Annotated in this window: 20 protein-coding genes, 1 pseudogene and 1 other annotated feature; all 21 genes and pseudogenes read right to left on the reverse strand. The window is 43.5% G+C overall.

What is annotated here, in order from left to right:
* Positions 1-41 precede the first annotated feature (41 nt).
* The 21 genes and pseudogenes from ruvX to CHL1_RS14030 all read right to left on the reverse strand — a co-directional run bounded on the left by ruvX (position 42) and on the right by CHL1_RS14030 (position 16,907).
* Entirely contained in the window at positions 42-458 is a 417-nt protein-coding gene (gene ruvX, locus CHL1_RS13935) for a Holliday junction resolvase RuvX (protein WP_070371063.1), read from the reverse strand.
* Positions 459-487: 29 nt separating this feature from the next.
* Complete coding sequence (locus CHL1_RS13940) at positions 488-1,432, reverse strand: aldo/keto reductase (protein WP_250933517.1); 945 nt, start codon at positions 1,430-1,432, stop codon at positions 488-490.
* A gap of 113 nt (positions 1,433-1,545) precedes the next feature.
* Positions 1,546-1,812 carry an IreB family regulatory phosphoprotein gene (locus CHL1_RS13945; protein ID WP_014355374.1) on the reverse strand — a complete coding sequence of 89 codons (267 nt, stop codon included), beginning with the start codon at positions 1,810-1,812 and terminating at the stop codon, positions 1,546-1,548.
* Positions 1,813-1,909: 97 nt separating this feature from the next.
* Positions 1,910-4,549: an alanine--tRNA ligase gene (gene alaS, locus CHL1_RS13950; protein ID WP_250933518.1), complete on the reverse strand. Its 2,640-nt coding sequence runs from the start codon at positions 4,547-4,549 to the stop codon at positions 1,910-1,912.
* Positions 4,550-4,639: 90 nt separating this feature from the next.
* Positions 4,640-4,869: a binding site (T-box leader), on the reverse strand.
* Between the two features lie 44 nt (positions 4,870-4,913).
* Complete coding sequence (locus tag CHL1_RS13955) at positions 4,914-5,987, reverse strand: AI-2E family transporter (RefSeq protein ID WP_250933520.1); 1,074 nt, start codon at positions 5,985-5,987, stop codon at positions 4,914-4,916.
* Positions 5,987-6,514 (reverse strand): PRC-barrel domain-containing protein, encoded by a 528-nt coding sequence (locus CHL1_RS13960; RefSeq protein ID WP_070371067.1) that lies wholly within the window; start codon positions 6,512-6,514, stop codon positions 5,987-5,989. Before CHL1_RS13960 ends, CHL1_RS13955 begins: the two co-directional genes overlap by 1 nt.
* Positions 6,515-6,643: 129 nt before the next feature.
* On the reverse strand, positions 6,644-6,769 hold the full coding sequence (locus CHL1_RS18560) for an acetolactate decarboxylase (RefSeq protein WP_420840472.1): 126 nt from the start codon (positions 6,767-6,769) through the stop codon (positions 6,644-6,646).
* Positions 6,738-7,280: an acetolactate decarboxylase gene (locus CHL1_RS13965; RefSeq protein WP_250933522.1), complete on the reverse strand. Its 543-nt coding sequence runs from the start codon at positions 7,278-7,280 to the stop codon at positions 6,738-6,740. Before CHL1_RS13965 ends, CHL1_RS18560 begins: the two co-directional genes overlap by 32 nt.
* A 74-nt stretch (positions 7,281-7,354) precedes the next feature.
* Positions 7,355-7,735: an iron-sulfur cluster assembly scaffold protein gene (locus tag CHL1_RS13970; RefSeq protein WP_070371069.1), complete on the reverse strand. Its 381-nt coding sequence runs from the start codon at positions 7,733-7,735 to the stop codon at positions 7,355-7,357.
* Between the two features lie 34 nt (positions 7,736-7,769).
* Complete coding sequence (gene nifS, locus CHL1_RS13975; RefSeq protein ID WP_070371070.1) at positions 7,770-8,978, reverse strand: cysteine desulfurase NifS; 1,209 nt, start codon at positions 8,976-8,978, stop codon at positions 7,770-7,772.
* 20 nt (positions 8,979-8,998) lie between these two features.
* Positions 8,999-9,406, reverse strand: coding sequence for an RrF2 family transcriptional regulator (locus CHL1_RS13980; RefSeq protein WP_084633598.1), 408 nt, complete (start codon positions 9,404-9,406; stop codon positions 8,999-9,001).
* Between the two features lie 156 nt (positions 9,407-9,562).
* Positions 9,563-11,068, reverse strand: coding sequence for a 30S ribosomal protein S1 (locus CHL1_RS13985; RefSeq protein ID WP_420840498.1), 1,506 nt, complete (start codon positions 11,066-11,068; stop codon positions 9,563-9,565).
* A pseudogene (gene ispH, locus CHL1_RS18565) lies at positions 11,051-11,817 on the reverse strand (4-hydroxy-3-methylbut-2-enyl diphosphate reductase); the annotation flags it as partial. The gene CHL1_RS13985 and the pseudogene ispH, both read right to left, overlap by 18 nt.
* Before the next feature lie 7 nt (positions 11,818-11,824).
* Positions 11,825-12,406: a lysophospholipid acyltransferase family protein gene (locus CHL1_RS13995; RefSeq protein WP_148636603.1), complete on the reverse strand. Its 582-nt coding sequence runs from the start codon at positions 12,404-12,406 to the stop codon at positions 11,825-11,827.
* Complete coding sequence (gene cmk / locus CHL1_RS14000) at positions 12,403-12,957, reverse strand: (d)CMP kinase (protein ID WP_250933528.1); 555 nt, start codon at positions 12,955-12,957, stop codon at positions 12,403-12,405. The genes CHL1_RS13995 and cmk overlap by 4 nt, the downstream gene beginning before the upstream one ends.
* A 25-nt stretch (positions 12,958-12,982) precedes the next feature.
* Complete coding sequence (locus CHL1_RS14005; protein ID WP_250936292.1) at positions 12,983-13,054, reverse strand: (d)CMP kinase; 72 nt, start codon at positions 13,052-13,054, stop codon at positions 12,983-12,985.
* Between the two features lie 33 nt (positions 13,055-13,087).
* Positions 13,088-14,323 carry a BaiN/RdsA family NAD(P)/FAD-dependent oxidoreductase gene (locus CHL1_RS14010; RefSeq protein WP_250933530.1) on the reverse strand — a complete coding sequence of 412 codons (1,236 nt, stop codon included), beginning with the start codon at positions 14,321-14,323 and terminating at the stop codon, positions 13,088-13,090.
* A 23-nt stretch (positions 14,324-14,346) separates the two neighbouring features.
* Positions 14,347-15,249, reverse strand: a complete 903-nt coding sequence (locus CHL1_RS14015) for a MurR/RpiR family transcriptional regulator (protein WP_148636601.1) — start codon at positions 15,247-15,249, stop codon at positions 14,347-14,349.
* A gap of 2 nt (positions 15,250-15,251) precedes the next feature.
* Complete coding sequence (gene mnmM / locus CHL1_RS14020) at positions 15,252-15,863, reverse strand: tRNA 5-(aminomethyl)-2-thiouridylate-methyltransferase MnmM (protein WP_250933532.1); 612 nt, start codon at positions 15,861-15,863, stop codon at positions 15,252-15,254.
* On the reverse strand, positions 15,823-16,221 hold the full coding sequence (locus CHL1_RS14025; protein WP_250933534.1) for a hypothetical protein: 399 nt from the start codon (positions 16,219-16,221) through the stop codon (positions 15,823-15,825). The genes mnmM and CHL1_RS14025 overlap by 41 nt, the downstream gene beginning before the upstream one ends.
* Entirely contained in the window at positions 16,218-16,907 is a 690-nt protein-coding gene (locus tag CHL1_RS14030) for a pseudouridine synthase (RefSeq protein WP_338078318.1), read from the reverse strand. Before CHL1_RS14030 ends, CHL1_RS14025 begins: the two co-directional genes overlap by 4 nt.
* Positions 16,908-16,913: the final 6 nt, after the last annotated feature.

Below are 16,913 nucleotides of genomic sequence, written 5' to 3' on the forward strand. Positions count from 1 at the left end.
AATTATACCTTTTTATGCTTAAACAATCCATTATTTATGAACTATTTAACGGCCCGATCCATATAGGATTGGAGGATCATCTGGGCAGCCAGCATATCAATGTAGTCTTTGCGGTTCTCCCGGGAAACGTTACCTTCGATCAGCACTTTTTCAGACCAGGATGAGGTTAATCGTTCATCAATGTAGATGATTTCAATCTTCAGCCGTTTCTTGATAAACTGACAAAAGTTTATTGTTTTTCGGGTTTGAGCCGATTCTGAACCATCCATATTCAGGGGCAGTCCGGCTACTACTTTTTTGATCTCATATCTGGCAATGAGGTCACGAAACGCTTCTAAATCATCATCCCGGGTCTTTCGCTTAAGGGTCATCACCCCCTGGGCAGTAATCTGTAAGGGGTCCGTCACAGCCACCCCAATCCGTTTGTCGCCGACATCAATTCCTAAAATTCTTTCCATTCATAATCCCATCTGTTTATTTTGGCTGTTTAAATCACCTTAATACAAAAATCACTGCAGGCAGCACTGCAATAGCAACAAAGCACACATTTCTTTTGATCCACCCGAGCTTTGCCATCCGCTACGCTCAGGGCCTGCTGGTTACAACGCCGCACACATTCCCCGCAACCGCTGCACCAGTCACTGATATGCAGTTTTTTGGGAGCACTGGCAACCGCACTCTCCAACCCTTCGGGTATCACTTCACCGTTAAATTTTTTTACATTATACTGCACTTCGTCAACTGATTGAACCCCAATGGCAATGGCATCCAGATCGCTTAAATTTAAAACAAACTCAAAACTGGCCTGTTTTTGAGAAAGCAGATTCCCGCCACCTAATGGCTTCATCCCATAAATGCCCTTCCCCAGGATTTTGGCCTGATGAATGGCGGCGACCATTTCATCCGTCGTTCCATCTTCAATACCGATGCCAGTCAAATTGATCAGTGGATGAATCACCTCCAATTCGGGAAAAAGACTGGCCCCAGAAACACCTTCCACCCGATGGGTGGAAATCCCAATGGCTCTGACTTTTCCCGCCTGTCTTGCAGCAATCAACGCCTCGATGGCTTCCCAATGACCTTCGATGGTTTTGCGACTTTCCTGCTCATGGAGCAGGTAAAGATCAATATAATCGCGACCCAACTCAGTCAGGGCCCGATGAAGACTTTTCTGGACCCCAACTGCTGTATAGTCATAGGACTTTGTAGCAATCACCACCTCATGCTGCATCTGAATTGCCTGCCGCAAGTGATCATAATTATTATAGAGATCGGCGGTATCAAAGAAATTCACGCCACCATCTAAGGCGGCAGCGATGATTTCCCGACTCTCCCGAAGGGGTTTGTTCTTCTGAAGGGGACCTATGGTCAAGCTACCAAAGCACATTCGCGATACCATAATGCCGGTATTACCAAGCGTATTCATTTTCATCTGCAAATCGTTTCCTAACCACAAGCTTAATGTTTGTGCGCCTTTGTTTTCCTTAACCTAAGCAAAACAAAATAGGACTGCCTCGGTTGAGACAGCCCCAAATTTTCAGCCTACTAAATACTTTTTAAGTAACGTCGTACAAGTTCTTCGAGTAACTCATCCCGCTCAATTTTCTGTATGGCATTTCGCGCTTCTCTGTGACTTGTGATATAGGTCGGATCTCCTGACATGACATAACCTACAATTTGATTGACGGGGTTATACCCTTTTTCAACTAGAGCCTTATGTACATTGCGCATCACTTCGTCGATCTTCTGAGACTTTTCGCTATCGACCTCAAACATAATGGTTCCTCGATCAATCACCGTATTTTCTCCCATTGTCATCTGACCTCCTTCACAATCAATTTATATCATTTTAACCCAAAGCAAAAGAAAAGACAAGTCATATGACGTAATTTTTCTTATTCTTAATAAATTAGTTTAATTGCTCGCGAATGCATGTCTCTCCCTTTGCCAGGGATTCTGCCAGTTTTTCTGGAAGTTTCCCCCCAGCTTGCGCCATATCCGGACGTCCGCCACCACCTCCGCCAGCTACTGCCGCCACTTCTTTAATGACTTTGCCGGCATGGAAGCCGCGTTTGACAATATCCGGAGTTGCTGTTGCCACAAAATTAACCTTGCCATCCAGAGCACTGCCTAACAGCACCACCCCAGAACCCATCCGGTCTTTGAGTAAGTCGCCGATCGTTCGCAGCTCTTCCATCGGCATTTTTTCTACTTCCGCGATGGTAACCTGAACGCCACTGATGACGATCATTTTCTGGTGGATGTCCATAATCGCATTACCGGCTGATTTCTGTTTCAGTTCAGCAATGGTGCGTTCTTTCTGTTTGTTGATTTCCGTCAATTCTGTTACCTTTTCAAGTAATTGATCGGGATTTGTTTTCATCAGATTGGAGACCTCAATGAGCGTATCATCCATTTTTTCGACCAGATGCCAGGCATTAAAACCGGTTGCGGCTTCAATCCGACGGACACCGGCAGCAACGCCGCCTTCGCTGATGATCTTAAACATCCCCACCTTGGCTGAATTACTGATATGACAGCCGCCACAAAGCTCGGTGCTGAAGTCGCCAACTTTAACTACCCGGACGATTTCGCCGTATTTCTCCCCAAATAGAGCTGTTGCTCCCAGTTCTTTGGCCTTATCGATATTGGTTTCAAAAATAGACACATCATAGGCAGCCAGGATCGCTGCATTGACAATATCCTCAACCTGACGTTTCTCATCCCGGGTCATCGCCTGGAAATGGTTGAAGTCAAAACGTAACCGATCCGGCGAGACAAATGATCCGGCCTGTTCGACATGGTCACCTAACACCTGTTTCAGGGCTTTTTGCAGCAAATGGGTTGAGGTATGGTTCCGTTGGACCGCATCGCGCAAATCTTTGTTCACTTCAGTCATCACACTTTCGCCGACCTTAAAGGTTCCTGACTTAACGATACCCGAATGAATATGTCGGCTCAGACTGCCTTTTTTGCAATCCCGGATTTCGATCAAGCCATCACCTTTTTGAATAACGCCGCGATCACCGGTTTGACCCCCGCTCTCAGCATAAAACGAAGTCTGATCCAGAAGGACGAGCACCTCATCGCCGGCTTTGGCTTCTTCCACCAGGGTTTCATTGACATAAAGCCCGATGATAGACCCTTCCGTTTCCAGGTTGTCATAGCCCACAAAGGTATTGACTGCATCCGGCCCCAGAGGATTAAAGGGATCATCGGCCCACACTGCTAAATCGCTATTGAGACGATCCTGTCGAGCCCGTTCCCGCTGGGCCTGCATTTCTTTTTCAAATTCTTCGGCGATAATCGTCAGGCCCCGTTCTTCAACAATTTCTTTCGTCAGATCATAGGGAAAACCATAGGTATCGTAAAGTTTAAAGGCGCCACCGCCGGGGAAGACGGTTTCTTCCATTTCAATAATTTTATCCAGTTCTTTATTGAGCAATGCCAGACCCTGATCGATGGTTTCTTTAAACCGTTCTTCTTCAATACGAATCAGTTTTTGAATAAAATCCTGCTTTTCTTTGAGTTCGGGATAAGCACCTTCTGAAACCCGGATGGCTTCTTTGGCTACATCATAAAGGAAAAGATCCTTGATTCCCAATAATTTTCCGTGTCGCACAGCCCGGCGAAGCAGTCGCCGCAAGACATAGCCACGGCCTTCATTTCCCGGCATGACGCCATCAGCAATCATAAAGGTGACACTGCGGATATGATCGGTGATAACCCGGATGGAAATATCATCCTGTGGGTCATCGCCATAGGTTACTCCAGCTTTTTTACAGATATAGTTGAGCACATGGCCAACCGTATCTATTTCAAAAATCGTTCCGACCCCCTGCATCACGACGGCCAAACGTTCCAACCCCATCCCGGTATCAATATTGGGTTTAGGCAAGGGATTATAGTTGCCCGCTTCATCTTTATCAAACTGGGTGAAGACCAGGTTCCAGAACTCAACATAGCGGTCGCAATCACAGCCAACCCCACAGGTGGGACTGTCACAGCCAAATTCTTCGCCACGATCAAAATAAAGCTCGGAACAGGGACCACAGGGTCCTAAACCATGCTCCCAGAAATTATCCTCTTTTCCCATCCGGACAATCTTATCTTTGGGAATACCGACGTCCTCATTCCAGATTTTAAAGGCTTCATCATCATCCAAATAAATAGTAATCCAGATCTTATCTTCCGGTATTTCCATCACCTTGGTGCAAAATTCCCAAGCCCAGGGAATCGCTTCTTTTTTAAAATAATCGCCGAAAGAAAAGTTTCCCAGCATTTCAAAAAAAGTACCATGTCTTGCCGTTTTTCCGACATTTTCAATATCCGGGGTACGAATACACTTCTGACAGGTGGTAACCCGATTACGAGGCGGAATTTCGTCGCCGGTAAAATAGGGTTTCAGCGGTGCCATCCCCGAGTTGATCAGTAACAGGCTCTTGTCATTAATGGGCACTAACGGAAAACTGTTTAACCGCAGATGCCCCTTTTCTTCAAAAAATGCCAGATATTTTTCTCTAATTTCATTTAATCCTAATGGTTTCATTTTTTCTCCTATTCAAATTTTGATTTTCTAATTTAAAAGCTTTTAATGCCTTCCGGTGTTTGTAAAAACAAAAAAATCCCCTGCAAGTCTGCAAGGGACGGTTTAATCCGCGGTACCACCCAAATTAGCTGCAAAATCATTGGCAACTCACTTTATTAAATAACGGTTTCCCGACTGAAAATACTGATCGAATATGGGATTACGACTTTCTTCTTCAGCTGCTCAAACGGGGCAACCCTAAACCAACGATAAAAGACTTTCAGCCGCGTCTCTCTCTCTGCAATGGTTGTATTTAGAGCCTTCGTTCTCAATGCATTTTAATATTAACCTGTAAGGATGATTATATTAATTCCATATTTAAATGTCAATCCTTTTTTAGATCCGTGACGTCTTTTGAGGCAAATAAGGAAATAATATAACCACCAATTACCTTAATCGTACCCATTATCGGCACTGCCATAATCATCCCGACACCGCCAAACATGGCGCCGAAAAAGAAGATTGAGAAAATAATAAAGACCGGATGAAGCCCCACATTGCCGGACATCAGGGCTGGTGCCAAAAAATTGCCGCACACTACCTGAACCACGCCAATCACAATCAACATTGGAATCATCAGCATTGGATTGGTGAATAGTACCAGCAGCATAATCACAATGGTACCCACCGCTGGTCCAAAATAAGGCACCATCGTGGTAACCCCGGCGATTACGCCGATAATACTGGCATAGGGGAGTCCCAGAAAAAAAGCTCCAATCCCGGTGGCAATCCCAGCGATCAGCGAAGTCAAACCCTGTCCCTTGATAAAACCGCCAATGACCAGATCAATATCACAACACATTTTTAGCATACTATTACGATACTGTAGTGGAACCAGATACATAATCCCCTTAATAAAGAATTCTTTATCGATCATCAGAAAAATGGTCACCAGTGGAACAATGATAATGTTCATCAGCTGCCCACTGTTCTGAATCAGCGCATTCGAAATCCCCTGAAGTGCTGTTGCAAATCCCTGCAGGACATTTCCCAACACTTGCTCCAGATTGAAAAACTGAGTAATATCATATCCAGTAAAATTTGAAATATAGTCCGATAGATTGGTTATGTAGGTCTGCGTCTGCGTTACAAAGCTTGGAATGCTCTTGATCATACTGGCTATATTGGTAATCAGACTGGGAATAAAACTCATGAAAGCGCCAATCACCAGTGCCAGAACCGCAAAAAACACGATCAATACCGAACTGCCCCGGCTTAACCCTTTATTTTCAAGAATCCTGACCAGTGGATTAAGCAGATAAGCCAACACAATCGCAAAAAAGAAGGGTGCGAACATTCCGGCCAGCGTTGGCCAGATAAAAAAGCACAGCGCCGCAATTAAAACGACGACAATAAGGTTAAGAAATAACAATCTCTTTTTGTTTGATGAATCTTCCATTATTTAACCCCCAGCAATTTATTGGCGATGCCTGTCCCCTGATTTTTAAACCCGATATCAAACATCTCTTTTTCGTAATATAAGACCTGATCCTTATAGACCAGATCAGCGGCCGGAATGATCGCAAAGCCATGATCGATGTCATCAAAAAAACTTCGGGAAATTTCATATTCAGTAATAGCAAATGTATCATCTTCAATGGTCGCATTGACCACGTGCCCAAAAGCCTCCCCGTTTATATCCACGACCTGATAATCCATCAGTGGAAAAGCCTCTTCCAGATACGCTTTCACTTTTTTGCCGTTGACTTTAATAATGTCTTTTTCGTTTCCGATCACCATCCGTTTGTAATTAACGTCGACAATATTTTCAGGTTTGAAAAACTGAGCCTTGGAGAGAATACCGCCGGGATTGATCACCAGATATTTCACAACGTGATCCACCACCACCAGACTCTTGACCAGTCCATGACGTCGGCCATTATTTTGAGAAATAACCACCACATTGAGTAAAATGTTCGCTTTCATTTTGTGTTCCTTTCTTTTTTGTCATTGTGTTTATTTTACCCTATTATTGTTTATCTTACCCTATTATTTTTTTTATGGCAATGTCGATTTTTCTTTTTTTGTAAACAAAAGGACGCTCTAATGCAACTTCTATTTAATAATCGCCAATTCATCTTTAACATTAAAGGCTACATTGAGATGCCTGGCGCTAAAATGATTGACATGGCCGCCGATTTTTTTATCATCAGAGATAAAATGAAAGTGCCACCCCACCACGTTTATACCCTGCGCCGAGGCCGGGCAAAAAAATCCCTACCAGGCAACCGTTAATGTTTTTTAAAACCACCACCGATTGGTCACTGACAATTCTATCCAGCGCTTCATAGGGCTTTTTCTGGGGCCACACTCCATGAATCTCAATACTCTCAAATTCCCCTGAAATTCTGGCCAATATCGGGTTTTCAGGATGGGCAATAGCGTGATTAAGCTTTTCACCCGCACAAATCATATCGCCGTTTATTGCCAATATCTGACCCTCACATTTCCCCAAAGCACCCAGGGTTGCAAAAGGTGTTGTGTCTGCCAAACCCGCCACTTCAATGGAGCAATCTCCTAACGCACGATATACCACGCCATCGACAACAATCATTTCGCCATTGAGTTTATCAAACGTGCCAAATCCGGTGTCGCCAAAGGTTAACATCTTTTTTATCGAGATTATTCCATCATACCCTTTGTTTTTAAAAGCCGTCAGCGTTGAAACCTGAAATAGTTTATTATTCCTCATGCGAAGTCCTCCATATTTTCAAAAGAAAGACGCAGTCTCCAGTAACAGAAACTGCGTCTTTGCCGTCTATATGACTATTGTTGTGCTTTTTTATTGTGATAGTCTTCAATCGCAGCCTGAATCGCTTCCGCTGCCAGCACTGAACAGTGAATTTTTTCAGCAGGCAATCCGCCTAAGGCATCAACGACATCCGAGTTTTTAAATTTTCCCGCTTCTTCAATACTCTTACCGATAATCATATCGGTAGCCATGCTACTACTGGCTACTGCAGCCCCGCAGCCAAAGGTTTTAAAGGACGCATCCTCGATGATACCGTCATCGTTAATCTTCAGGAAGATTTTCATAATATCACCACAAGCAGGGCTGCCAACCTGACCAATACCGTTTGCTCCTTCAATCTCACCCACGTGTTTGGGACAGGTAAAATTCTCCATTACTACATCTGTATATTCCATTTTATTTTCTCCTTATTTATAGTTTAGTTTATTTTTAATGATGGTGGTGGTCGGCTTTATCAAAAACCGCATCATCAATCGGACAATCGGCATTGATTGGGGACATTTTTCGCAAACGCTCAATAATCTGGATCAGATTGTCAACTACATAGTTAATATCTTCTGCTGTTGTGTGTTTGCCAATCGTAAGTCGCAGTGATCCGTGGGCAACTCCCGCCGGTAAGCCAATCGCCAGCAACACATGGGATGGATCCAGCGACCCTGATGTACAGGCCGACCCACTGGATCCAGCCACGCCGATGATATCCAAACTGAGTAGAATCGATTCCCCCTCAATATAATCAAAACAGAAATTCACATTTCCGGGCAACCGTTTTTCCGGATGACCGTTTAAACGAACCTGCGGGATATTATCCATGACCCCTTTAATCAGCAAATCTCGTAATTTCTTCATATGAGCAGCATTTTCTTCAAGCTGTTCCGTGGCCATTTCGGCGGCCTTACCAAAAGCCACTATTTCGGCGGTATTTTCTGTCCCAGCCCGTTTTTTTCGCTCCTGAGCGCCACCATGGATTAAATTATCAATGGGTACCCCTTTTCGAATAAATAAAGCACCGATCCCTTTCGGGCCGTATATTTTATGCGCCGATACCGACAATAAATCAACGTTTAAATCCTTTACATCAACCGGGATATTCCCCAGGGCCTGAACCGCATCGGTGTGAAAAATAATTCCTTTTTCCTTGACAATCTCGCCAATTTCTTTGATCGGTTCAATGGTTCCGATCTCATTGTTGGCAAACATGATTGTCACCAGAATCGTGTCTTTGCGGATGGCATTTCGTAAATCATCCAACGAGATCAAGCCATATTCGTCAACCGGCAGATAGGTTACTTCAAAGCCCTGCTTTTCCAGATATTCACAGGTGTGAAGCACCGCATGATGCTCGATGGTAGAAGTGATAATGTGTTTTCCCTTAGCCTGATTTTTCATGGCAATGCCTTTAATGGCCCAGTTATCGGCTTCTGATCCACTTCCGGTAAAATAAATTTCCCGGGGATCGGCGTTGATGGCTTTAGCAATCTGGAGCCGGGCTGCCTCAATGCTTTTTTTAACGCCCCGGCCTTCGGTGTAAACGGAAGAAGGATTTCCGAAATATTCGGTAAAAAATGGCAACATGGTTTCAACAACGGCTGGATCAACTGGCGTTGTTGCGGCATGATCTAAATATATTCGTTTCATAACAATTACCTCTTTCTTGATTATTTACTTAATAAGTCCTGTAATGTGCGATTGTCAATGACATTACTGATACTGTCGCTAATATCTTTCCAAAGCCCTCTGGTCACGCACTCCGGTGATTTGACACAGGTAAGCTTCCCACCGCCATCAATACATTCTGCTAATTCGATCGGACCTTCAAGTGCTCTGATAATTTCGCCAACAGTAATATCACCAGGCTCCCGAGCTAACACATAGCCACCCCGGGCACCTCTAATGCTTTTGACCAGACCGGCGTTTTTTAAGGTTGAAAAAAGCTGTTCCATGTAAGAATCCGAAAAATTTTGCTTTTCGGCGATTTCCTTAATTGAAACCGGACCATCTCCAAATTGAAGCGCCAATTCCACCATGGCAAGCACACCATATCGTCCTTTTGTTGAAAGTCTCAATTGCAACACCTCCCTGGATTATTTCCGAGTATTCCACCGGGATTTAATGTCATTATAGCACGAATTTTAAATTTTTCAAGAGGTAAATAAAAAAAGTTTCAAAAAAAGACCCAAGCTCCGGAAAACCAGAGCATGGATCTTTTAATTAATGCATTCTTATTTTTCGTCTTCGCTATCTCCGAAAAGACCATCGAATAAGTTACCGAATGAATCCCCAAGAGTTACATTAGCGGTTTCTTCATAAACTGTTTTATTCCGATTGTTGCTGCTATGGTTTTGTTGCGGTCTACGATTTCTATCACCGCCACCATAGTTGCTGGATCTTTCGCGATCACCTGAGCTGGCATTGCCGCTGTTACTGCTTCGTGGTGTAGGAGCCGGACGTGCAGGCGCTTCTTCAGTTGCTTTTTTACTTAAGCTGATTTTTTCTTTTTCAGGATTAATGCCGATGATTTTTACTTTTAAGACATCACCAGTATTTAAAACTGAAGCAACCGATTCAACCCGGTTGTAGCTGATTTCAGAAACGTGAATTAAACCTTCAACACCTGGAATCACTTCAGCAAAGGCACCAAAATCTAAAATGTTCGTGATGGTAACTTCTACTTCATCATCAACATTATATTTAGCAATGAAATCATCCCAGGGACGATCCATTAATGCTTTAACGCTTAATTTGATTTTTTTGTCTTCATCATTTTTAGCGATTACCTTGGCTTCAATTTCCTGGCCTTTTTCAACAATATCTTTCGGCTCATTAATTTTTTCCCAAGTCAGATCGGAGCGATGAACAAACCCATCGATACCGTCAAGATCGACAAAGATTCCGAAGTTCGTAATGGTTTTAACCACACCCTTGACGACATCATCCACGTTTAATTCGTCAAAACGCTTGTCTTTCATTTCTTTGACTTGTTCCCGACGTTCTTTCATATCTTTTTCCAGAATAATTTTTTGAGAAAGAATCGCACGACGTCGTTTAGGATTGTAATCAATGATGATCCCTTTAACTTTTTCGCCGATCAGGGTGTTCAAATCTTTAACGTAACGAACATGATATTGTGAAGCTGGCATATAAATATCGGTAAATCCGATATCAACAATTAAACCATTTCCAGAAATATCTTTGATTGTTCCTTCTAAGATCGTTTTATTATCAAAGGCGTCACTTAACTGTTTCTGTACGAGACGGTTATCATATTTGATTTTTGAAAGTTTTACATTTCCTGAACCCTCATTTAAATCCGTTACGATACACCAAACCTTGTCTCCTAATTGTACAAGTTCAGATAATACCTCATCGCTTCTCCATGTGAAATCATTCTTTTTGATGATACCATCTGCTTTGTAGCCAATGTTTAAGATTACTTCATCTTCGGCAATGTGGATAACTTCACCTTCGATTTCAGCACCCCGACGAATTGTTTTTAATGATTCTTCAATTTCAGCAGCGAAATCGAAATTAGCATCATCATACTCGTCTTTTTCAATGGTTTCCACCACTTCCTCAACTACAACAGGTGGCTGTTCTTCAGTCGCCACTTCTACGACCACGTTTTCCTCAGCAATTTTGTTTTGCTCTTCCATACCTTCCAATACCTCCTTAACGATCCAATCCGGTGTTGACGCTCCTGCCGTAATACCAATTTTTTGGTATTTCATTACCTCAGAGAGATCTAAATCCCGGATGGTTTCTATGTGACAAGTTTTTTCGCAATGGGATTTACAGATATCCACCAATTTTTGGGTGTTCGAACTGTGGTATCCACCGATTACGATCATATATTCTACTTCTTTTGCAGTTTTTGCTGCCGCTGCTTGTCTTTCAGCGGTGGCACTGCAAATAGTATTAAATATAACAACTTCTTTGACTCTTGACCGGATCGCATCACAAATTTCATTGAATCTGGATTCGATGATGGTGGTCTGAGCCACGATACATATTCTATCATATCTTTCAATATTTTCCAACTGATTTATATCATTAATTATTAAAGCTTTTTCCCTACACCAGCCGTTAGCTCCAATTACCTCCGGATGATCCTTGTTTCCCACAATAACGATCTGATATCCGGCCGCATCATGGCTTTCAACTTTTTTTGAACCGCCCGAACAAAAGGACAGGTGGCATTGATGATAGGAAGTCCTTTTTCCCTGATCGCTTCAATAATATTCTTGCCAACCCCATGTGAGCGCAGAATGATACAGCCGCTATCAATGTTTACAATATCCTCGTCTGCAATAATTGTTACGCCCTGATCAGCCAAACGGTTGGTTTCCTGACGGTTATGGCTGATGGGTCCCAATGTATATATTTTTTCCGGACCGGACTCAAGTGTATCCTGAACCATTTTCATGGCGTTTTCGATTCCAAAACAATAACCCGCCTTGTCGGCTATAATTATTTCCATATTAACCTCAAGTCAATTCCAATCCATAAACTGTATCCATAATTTTCTCACTGAGCTGCCGGGTTTCTTCATCTGTCAGTTTTTTTCCATAGTATTCTTCCAGATAAACGGGCTTGCCAATAATAATTTCGATTTTACTTCTAAACCGGTAGTGTCCTTTGATCCGCACCGGAACAATCGGCGATTTTGTCTTGATCGCAAAGACGACAAAACCACTGGCCGGTGGGGTTCGATCTTCCGGGTTAACCCGATGCCCTTCCGGAAAAATCCCCAGAACCTTGTCTTCCTTGAGAATTTTTAAGGATGTCTTAATGGTTTCCACCCCGACCTTTTCGCGATTAACCGGAAAGGCATTGACCTTTTTGAAAAACCAGCTCAACAAGGGATTTTTAAACAGCTCCGCCTTGGCCATATAGTGGATTTCCCGGGGGGTTGTAAAGGAAATGACGACCGGATCAATATTACTGATGTGATTGGGGCAGATCAGTGCACCACCGCTCTTTGGAATGTTCTCCTTGCCGGTAATGGTGATTCGAAAAAGAATCAAACTAAGCAGATAAGTTAAAAATCGGCCAATTTTATAAATCATCGGCAAACCTCATCAATATAGGTTTTCATTTCCTGGTATACTTCTTCGATGCTTTTCCCGGTGGTGTCAACGACAATGGCATCGGCAACCTTCACCAATGGACCTTCTGAGCGATTGCGATCATTCGTGTCGCGCTTCTCGATGTCGTTTTTGATTTCTGCCAGCGCTTTACCGTTGCCTTTTTCATCCAATTCAATTTTTCTGCGTTTTGCCCGTTCCAGAACATCGGCATCCAGAAAAAACTTCACTTGCGCATCCGGTAAAACCACTGAACCAATGTCTCTACCATCCATGACCACCTCATGATCTTTGGCATATTCCCGTTGTTGAGCAACCATCAGATCCCGAACCGCTTTGATCCTGGCCACATCGGAAGTATGCCGGGAAACCAGGGGCGTCCTAATTTCCTGGGTAACATCTTTTTCATTACAAAATACCTGATTCCCCTCAAAGCGGATCACAGTCGACTGGGCAATTTTTATAATATCATCCTCGTTATCAAAACGATCACCGATCTGATTTAAAACGCAATGGGCAATACACCGATACATGGCACCCGTGTCCAGATAAGTCATGTTATAGGCGGGCTATATTTTTTGCGATCGTACTTTTTCCTGCGCCAGCAGGTCCGTCAATGGCAATTTGCATCTTACTCTCCCTCTTCCAATTCTTTACAAAAAACTATTTAACTGCGTTTCCAGCCAGCCATCCAGTGGAAACAGCAATTTGAATATTATAACCACCGGTCAGAGCATCGACATCGAGCATCTCTCCAGCGATATAAAGATTTTTAATCTTTTTTGATTCCATCGTTCCCGGATCCACCTCTTTAACATTCACACCGCCAACGGTAATAATGGCTTCATTAAAATCCCGCAAACCGGCAATGCCGATTCTTAACTGTTTAAAGCACGCCACCAGCTTTTGTCGCTGTTCTCTGGTGATCTGGTTAACCTTAACCGCCGGATCGATCCCCGACAGGGCTACCATCACGGGAATCATTTTCGATGGCAACAAATCCCCCAAAGCATTTCCAAAATCCTTGTTCTGATATTTAAGAAAATCCCGTTGAATCCGGGCATCCATTTGATCAATACTTAAAGCCGGTTTTAAATCCAATTCCAGACTATAATCTTTGGTATTCCCCATCAGATAAGAACTCAGTGATAAAACCAGCGGCCCCGATATCCCAAAATGAGTGAACAGCATCTCACCCAGCATTGACTTGACCTTTTTTTGTCCCTTTGGTGTTTTTTTATAGAGGGTAAGAGCCACGTTTTTTAGTGCCAGCCCCTGTAGATCTCGGGGCCAATCTTCTTTGCTATTAATTGGCACCAATCCTGGGGACAACGGTGTGATCTGATGCCCGCTTTTTTCCAAGATTTGAAAAAAATTACCATCCGAACCGGTGGATGGGTAACTCTTGCCACCAGTTGCCAGAATTACTGCATCATAACTCCGGGTTTCGCCGTTTTCCAACACAATTCCATTGACGGTATTATTGACAATTAACAGATCAATTATTCTGGTATTTAAATAAATCTGGCAACGGTTGTGTTTTAATGCCGTCTTAAAGCCGTTGATGACATCACTGGATTTATCCGAAACCGGAAAAACCCGATCTCCCCGCTCAATTTTTAAGGGTACCCCATTTTTCTCAAGAAAGGTCATGAAATCCACATTGGTATATGAATATAAGGCACTATACATAAAGTTGTGATTGTGAACAATGCTATCAAAATAGTCGCCGATGTCAACAGCATTCGTCAGATTACAGCGACCTTTTCCGGTGATATAGAGTTTTTTTCCCAGTTTTTCGTTGCTATCATACAAATCAACCTGATGCCCTTTTTCGGCCGCTGTCACCGCCGCCATCATGCCGCCGGGACCTCCGCCAATTACTGCTATCCTACTCATTGATTATTTTTTCCTTTCCTGAACTATTTTTCCAATTCATCGCCGGTGTAAATATAATGCTCTCGCCAAATTTCTTCAAGTTCATTAAAGGTCTCTCTGGTTTTGCCAATATTTCGAAGCCCTACCGAAATCACCAGGGCATTGATCAGCGATAGCGGTGCCACCAGTGAGTCAACAAAGGAGTAAACATTGCTTTTGGCAATCAAACGGTGTTGGGTAAATACATTGATCGGTGCATTCTCATTATCTGAAATCGTAATGATTTTTACCCCTTTGTTTTTTAAAAATTCAACCGCCTCGTAAGTTTTTTGGGCATAGCGGGGAAAACTGATGGCAATAACCACATCTTCTTCATTAACCCGGATCAAATGCTCATAGATATCGGACACCCCATAATTGACCACGCGCACATTATCAAGAATCAGATTAAGATAATAACCCAGATGCTCAGTTAGCAGGGTCGTCGTCCGAAAGCCGATAATAATCACTTTTCGGGCACCGAGAATCAGATCAATGCAGGACTTGAAAATCTCATAGTCAAACTCCTCAAAGGTGGCATTGATATTTGATAGATCTGACTTTAAAACATTTTGCACGGTTTCCTGCAAGGCTTTTTCTTTTTGTTCATTTCGCAGGGTCATGTCAATCCGCTCGATGGTTGTCAGCTTGCTGTTGATTTCATTTTTTATCGCCCGACGAAATTCGGGGTAACCTTCATATCCCAAGGTTACCGAAAAACGCACCACCGTTGCTTCACTGACGCCGACACTTTTTGCCACTGACACCGCCGACATTTCAGCCGCATTTTCATAATGACTGAGCATAAAATCAGCAATTAATTTATGGGATTTACTGAGCTTTGGATAGCGCTTCTTAATTGCTGAAAAAATATCCCGGCTTTCTTTTACACTTGAAACATCTTTCATTTCTACCTCGTTCTCTGGATGATGACTAATGTCGGGGGGGATTTTCGATTTAATGTTTGAAAATGATGGGCCACAAAAGGAGCTTCCAGCATTTCACCCCAGGCAATCACTGCCTGCGCTTCTTCAGCTCCCCCGGGATGCCCCGGATAGAGACAGATGGTCATCATTCCTCCAGTCGATAATAGTCGCAATGCGCTATTAAGTGCTTTGATCGTTGTTTCACCTTCTGTAATAATAGCTGGATCACCGCCGGGGAAATAGCCAAGATTAAACATGACTGCTTTAACAGCCTGCTCGCCTACCCCGGCATCAGCTAGTCGTATTCTTATAAATTCGTGACTATCACATATCAGCGTTACGTTATCTGCAGATTTGCTATTATCCAGCAAACATTTAGTCTGTTGCAACGCAACCGCCTGAATATCAAAAGCAAAAACCCGGCCGCTTTCACCCACACATTGCCTCAGGAACAGCGTATCCTGACCGGTTCCAGCGGTGGCATCAACTACAGTGTCTCCCGGTTTCAGTACCGGTCGCAAAAATTCCCAAGCCAGATCAGTGACCCGCAATGGCTTATTTATCACTGCAACCGGCACAGGGTTTGAAAAACTCACCGACAAAATCCCGATGGATCAGCATTTCCCCTTCTTCTGTTAATTCATGATCTTTAAAGTATGTGGCAAATTCGCCAGTGGCCCCCTGTACCGATAGGGTTGTACAGCCTTCTTCAGCCATTTTATAAAGCAAGGTTCGAATAATGCCATCAAATACCGCCATCGCCTGATCCCCCTGATAGGTCATAATCATCTCGTAAATATCAACCTGTTCTTCACCATAAAAAAAGCGCACGGCTCCCAAAACTTCAGACTTGGCTGTGTCCTCTGCCACGATATACAGATCCCGTTCTTTTTCTTTTTCTGGAAACAACGCCTGAATTTGACTAAAGGCTCTTGGAAATCCTATTTTTATCATTGCTTTTCTCCTTTTAAATAAGTAATTTCGTCATGATTTAAATACCGCCATTCCCCAGGCTTTAGCTTTCCCAAGGTCAGCTCACCAACGGCTACCCGCTTTAAGTCAATGACCGGGTGACCGATCGCTGCGCACATTTTGCGGATCTGTCGTTTTTTTCCTTCGTGAATCCGCATTTCCAGCAGACTGGTTTGTCGGTTTACTTTGAGTACCTTGATGGCAGCCGGGGCAGTGTGGTAATCCTCAATATCGATGCCGTGACGGAAGGCTTCCAGACAGCTGTTGTCAGGACAGCCCTTGACCAGGCCAATATAAGTCTTGACGAACTCATGACTAGGGTGAGTCAGCCGGAAGGTCAGATCGCCGTCATTCGTCAGCAGCAGCAGACCTTCGGTATCCATGTCCAGGCGTCCGACAGTGTAAAGCCGTTCTTTTATCGGCACCAGATCCAGCACCCGCTGACGACCATGAGTATCCTCTGAAGTTGATAAGACCCCTTTGGGTTTATTGACCATAAGATAGATTTTTTCCGAGGTATTGAGTCTTTTTCCGGCAACGATAATGTCATCTTGTTCCGGCTCAACCGGGAAACCCGGCTCATGAATCGTAATCCCATTGACCTGAACCAGGCCCTTCTGGATCAATTCTTCAGACTTTCTCCGGGATGCCACCCCGCATTGCGCCATGTATTT

This window comes from Acetobacterium wieringae (assembly GCF_023700225.1).
Lineage (GTDB): Bacteria > Bacillota > Clostridia > Eubacteriales > Eubacteriaceae > Acetobacterium > Acetobacterium wieringae.

Bases quoted from the DNA above. Each gene is read 5' to 3' on its own strand.
- CHL1_RS14030 (WP_338078318.1), bottom strand. From the start codon at position 16,907: ATGGCGCAATGCGGGGTGGCATCCCGGAGAAAGTCTGAAGAATTGATC.
- CHL1_RS14015 (WP_148636601.1), bottom strand. From the start codon at position 15,249: ATGAAAGATGTTTCAAGTGTAAAAGAAAGCCGGGATATTTTTTCAGCA.
- CHL1_RS13970 (WP_070371069.1), bottom strand. From the start codon at position 7,735: ATGGAATATACAGATGTAGTAATGGAGAATTTTACCTGTCCCAAACAC.
- CHL1_RS13985 (WP_420840498.1), bottom strand. From the start codon at position 11,068: ATGAAATACCAAAAAATTGGTATTACGGCAGGAGCGTCAACACCGGAT.
- ruvX (WP_070371063.1), bottom strand. From the start codon at position 458: ATGGAAAGAATTTTAGGAATTGATGTCGGCGACAAACGGATTGGGGTG.
- nifS (WP_070371070.1), bottom strand. From the start codon at position 8,978: ATGAAACGAATATATTTAGATCATGCCGCAACAACGCCAGTTGATCCA.
- alaS (WP_250933518.1), bottom strand. From the start codon at position 4,549: ATGAAACCATTAGGATTAAATGAAATTAGAGAAAAATATCTGGCATTT.
- CHL1_RS14010 (WP_250933530.1), bottom strand. From the start codon at position 14,323: ATGAGTAGGATAGCAGTAATTGGCGGAGGTCCCGGCGGCATGATGGCG.
- CHL1_RS13995 (WP_148636603.1), bottom strand. From the start codon at position 12,406: ATGATTTATAAAATTGGCCGATTTTTAACTTATCTGCTTAGTTTGATT.
- cmk (WP_250933528.1), bottom strand. From the start codon at position 12,957: ATGTATCGGTGTATTGCCCATTGCGTTTTAAATCAGATCGGTGATCGT.
- CHL1_RS13965 (WP_250933522.1), bottom strand. From the start codon at position 7,280: ATGAGGAATAATAAACTATTTCAGGTTTCAACGCTGACGGCTTTTAAA.
- CHL1_RS13960 (WP_070371067.1), bottom strand. From the start codon at position 6,514: ATGAAAGCGAACATTTTACTCAATGTGGTGGTTATTTCTCAAAATAAT.
- CHL1_RS13940 (WP_250933517.1), bottom strand. From the start codon at position 1,432: ATGAAAATGAATACGCTTGGTAATACCGGCATTATGGTATCGCGAATG.
- CHL1_RS14025 (WP_250933534.1), bottom strand. From the start codon at position 16,221: ATGATAAAAATAGGATTTCCAAGAGCCTTTAGTCAAATTCAGGCGTTG.
- CHL1_RS13945 (WP_014355374.1), bottom strand. From the start codon at position 1,812: ATGGGAGAAAATACGGTGATTGATCGAGGAACCATTATGTTTGAGGTC.
- CHL1_RS13955 (WP_250933520.1), bottom strand. From the start codon at position 5,987: ATGGAAGATTCATCAAACAAAAAGAGATTGTTATTTCTTAACCTTATT.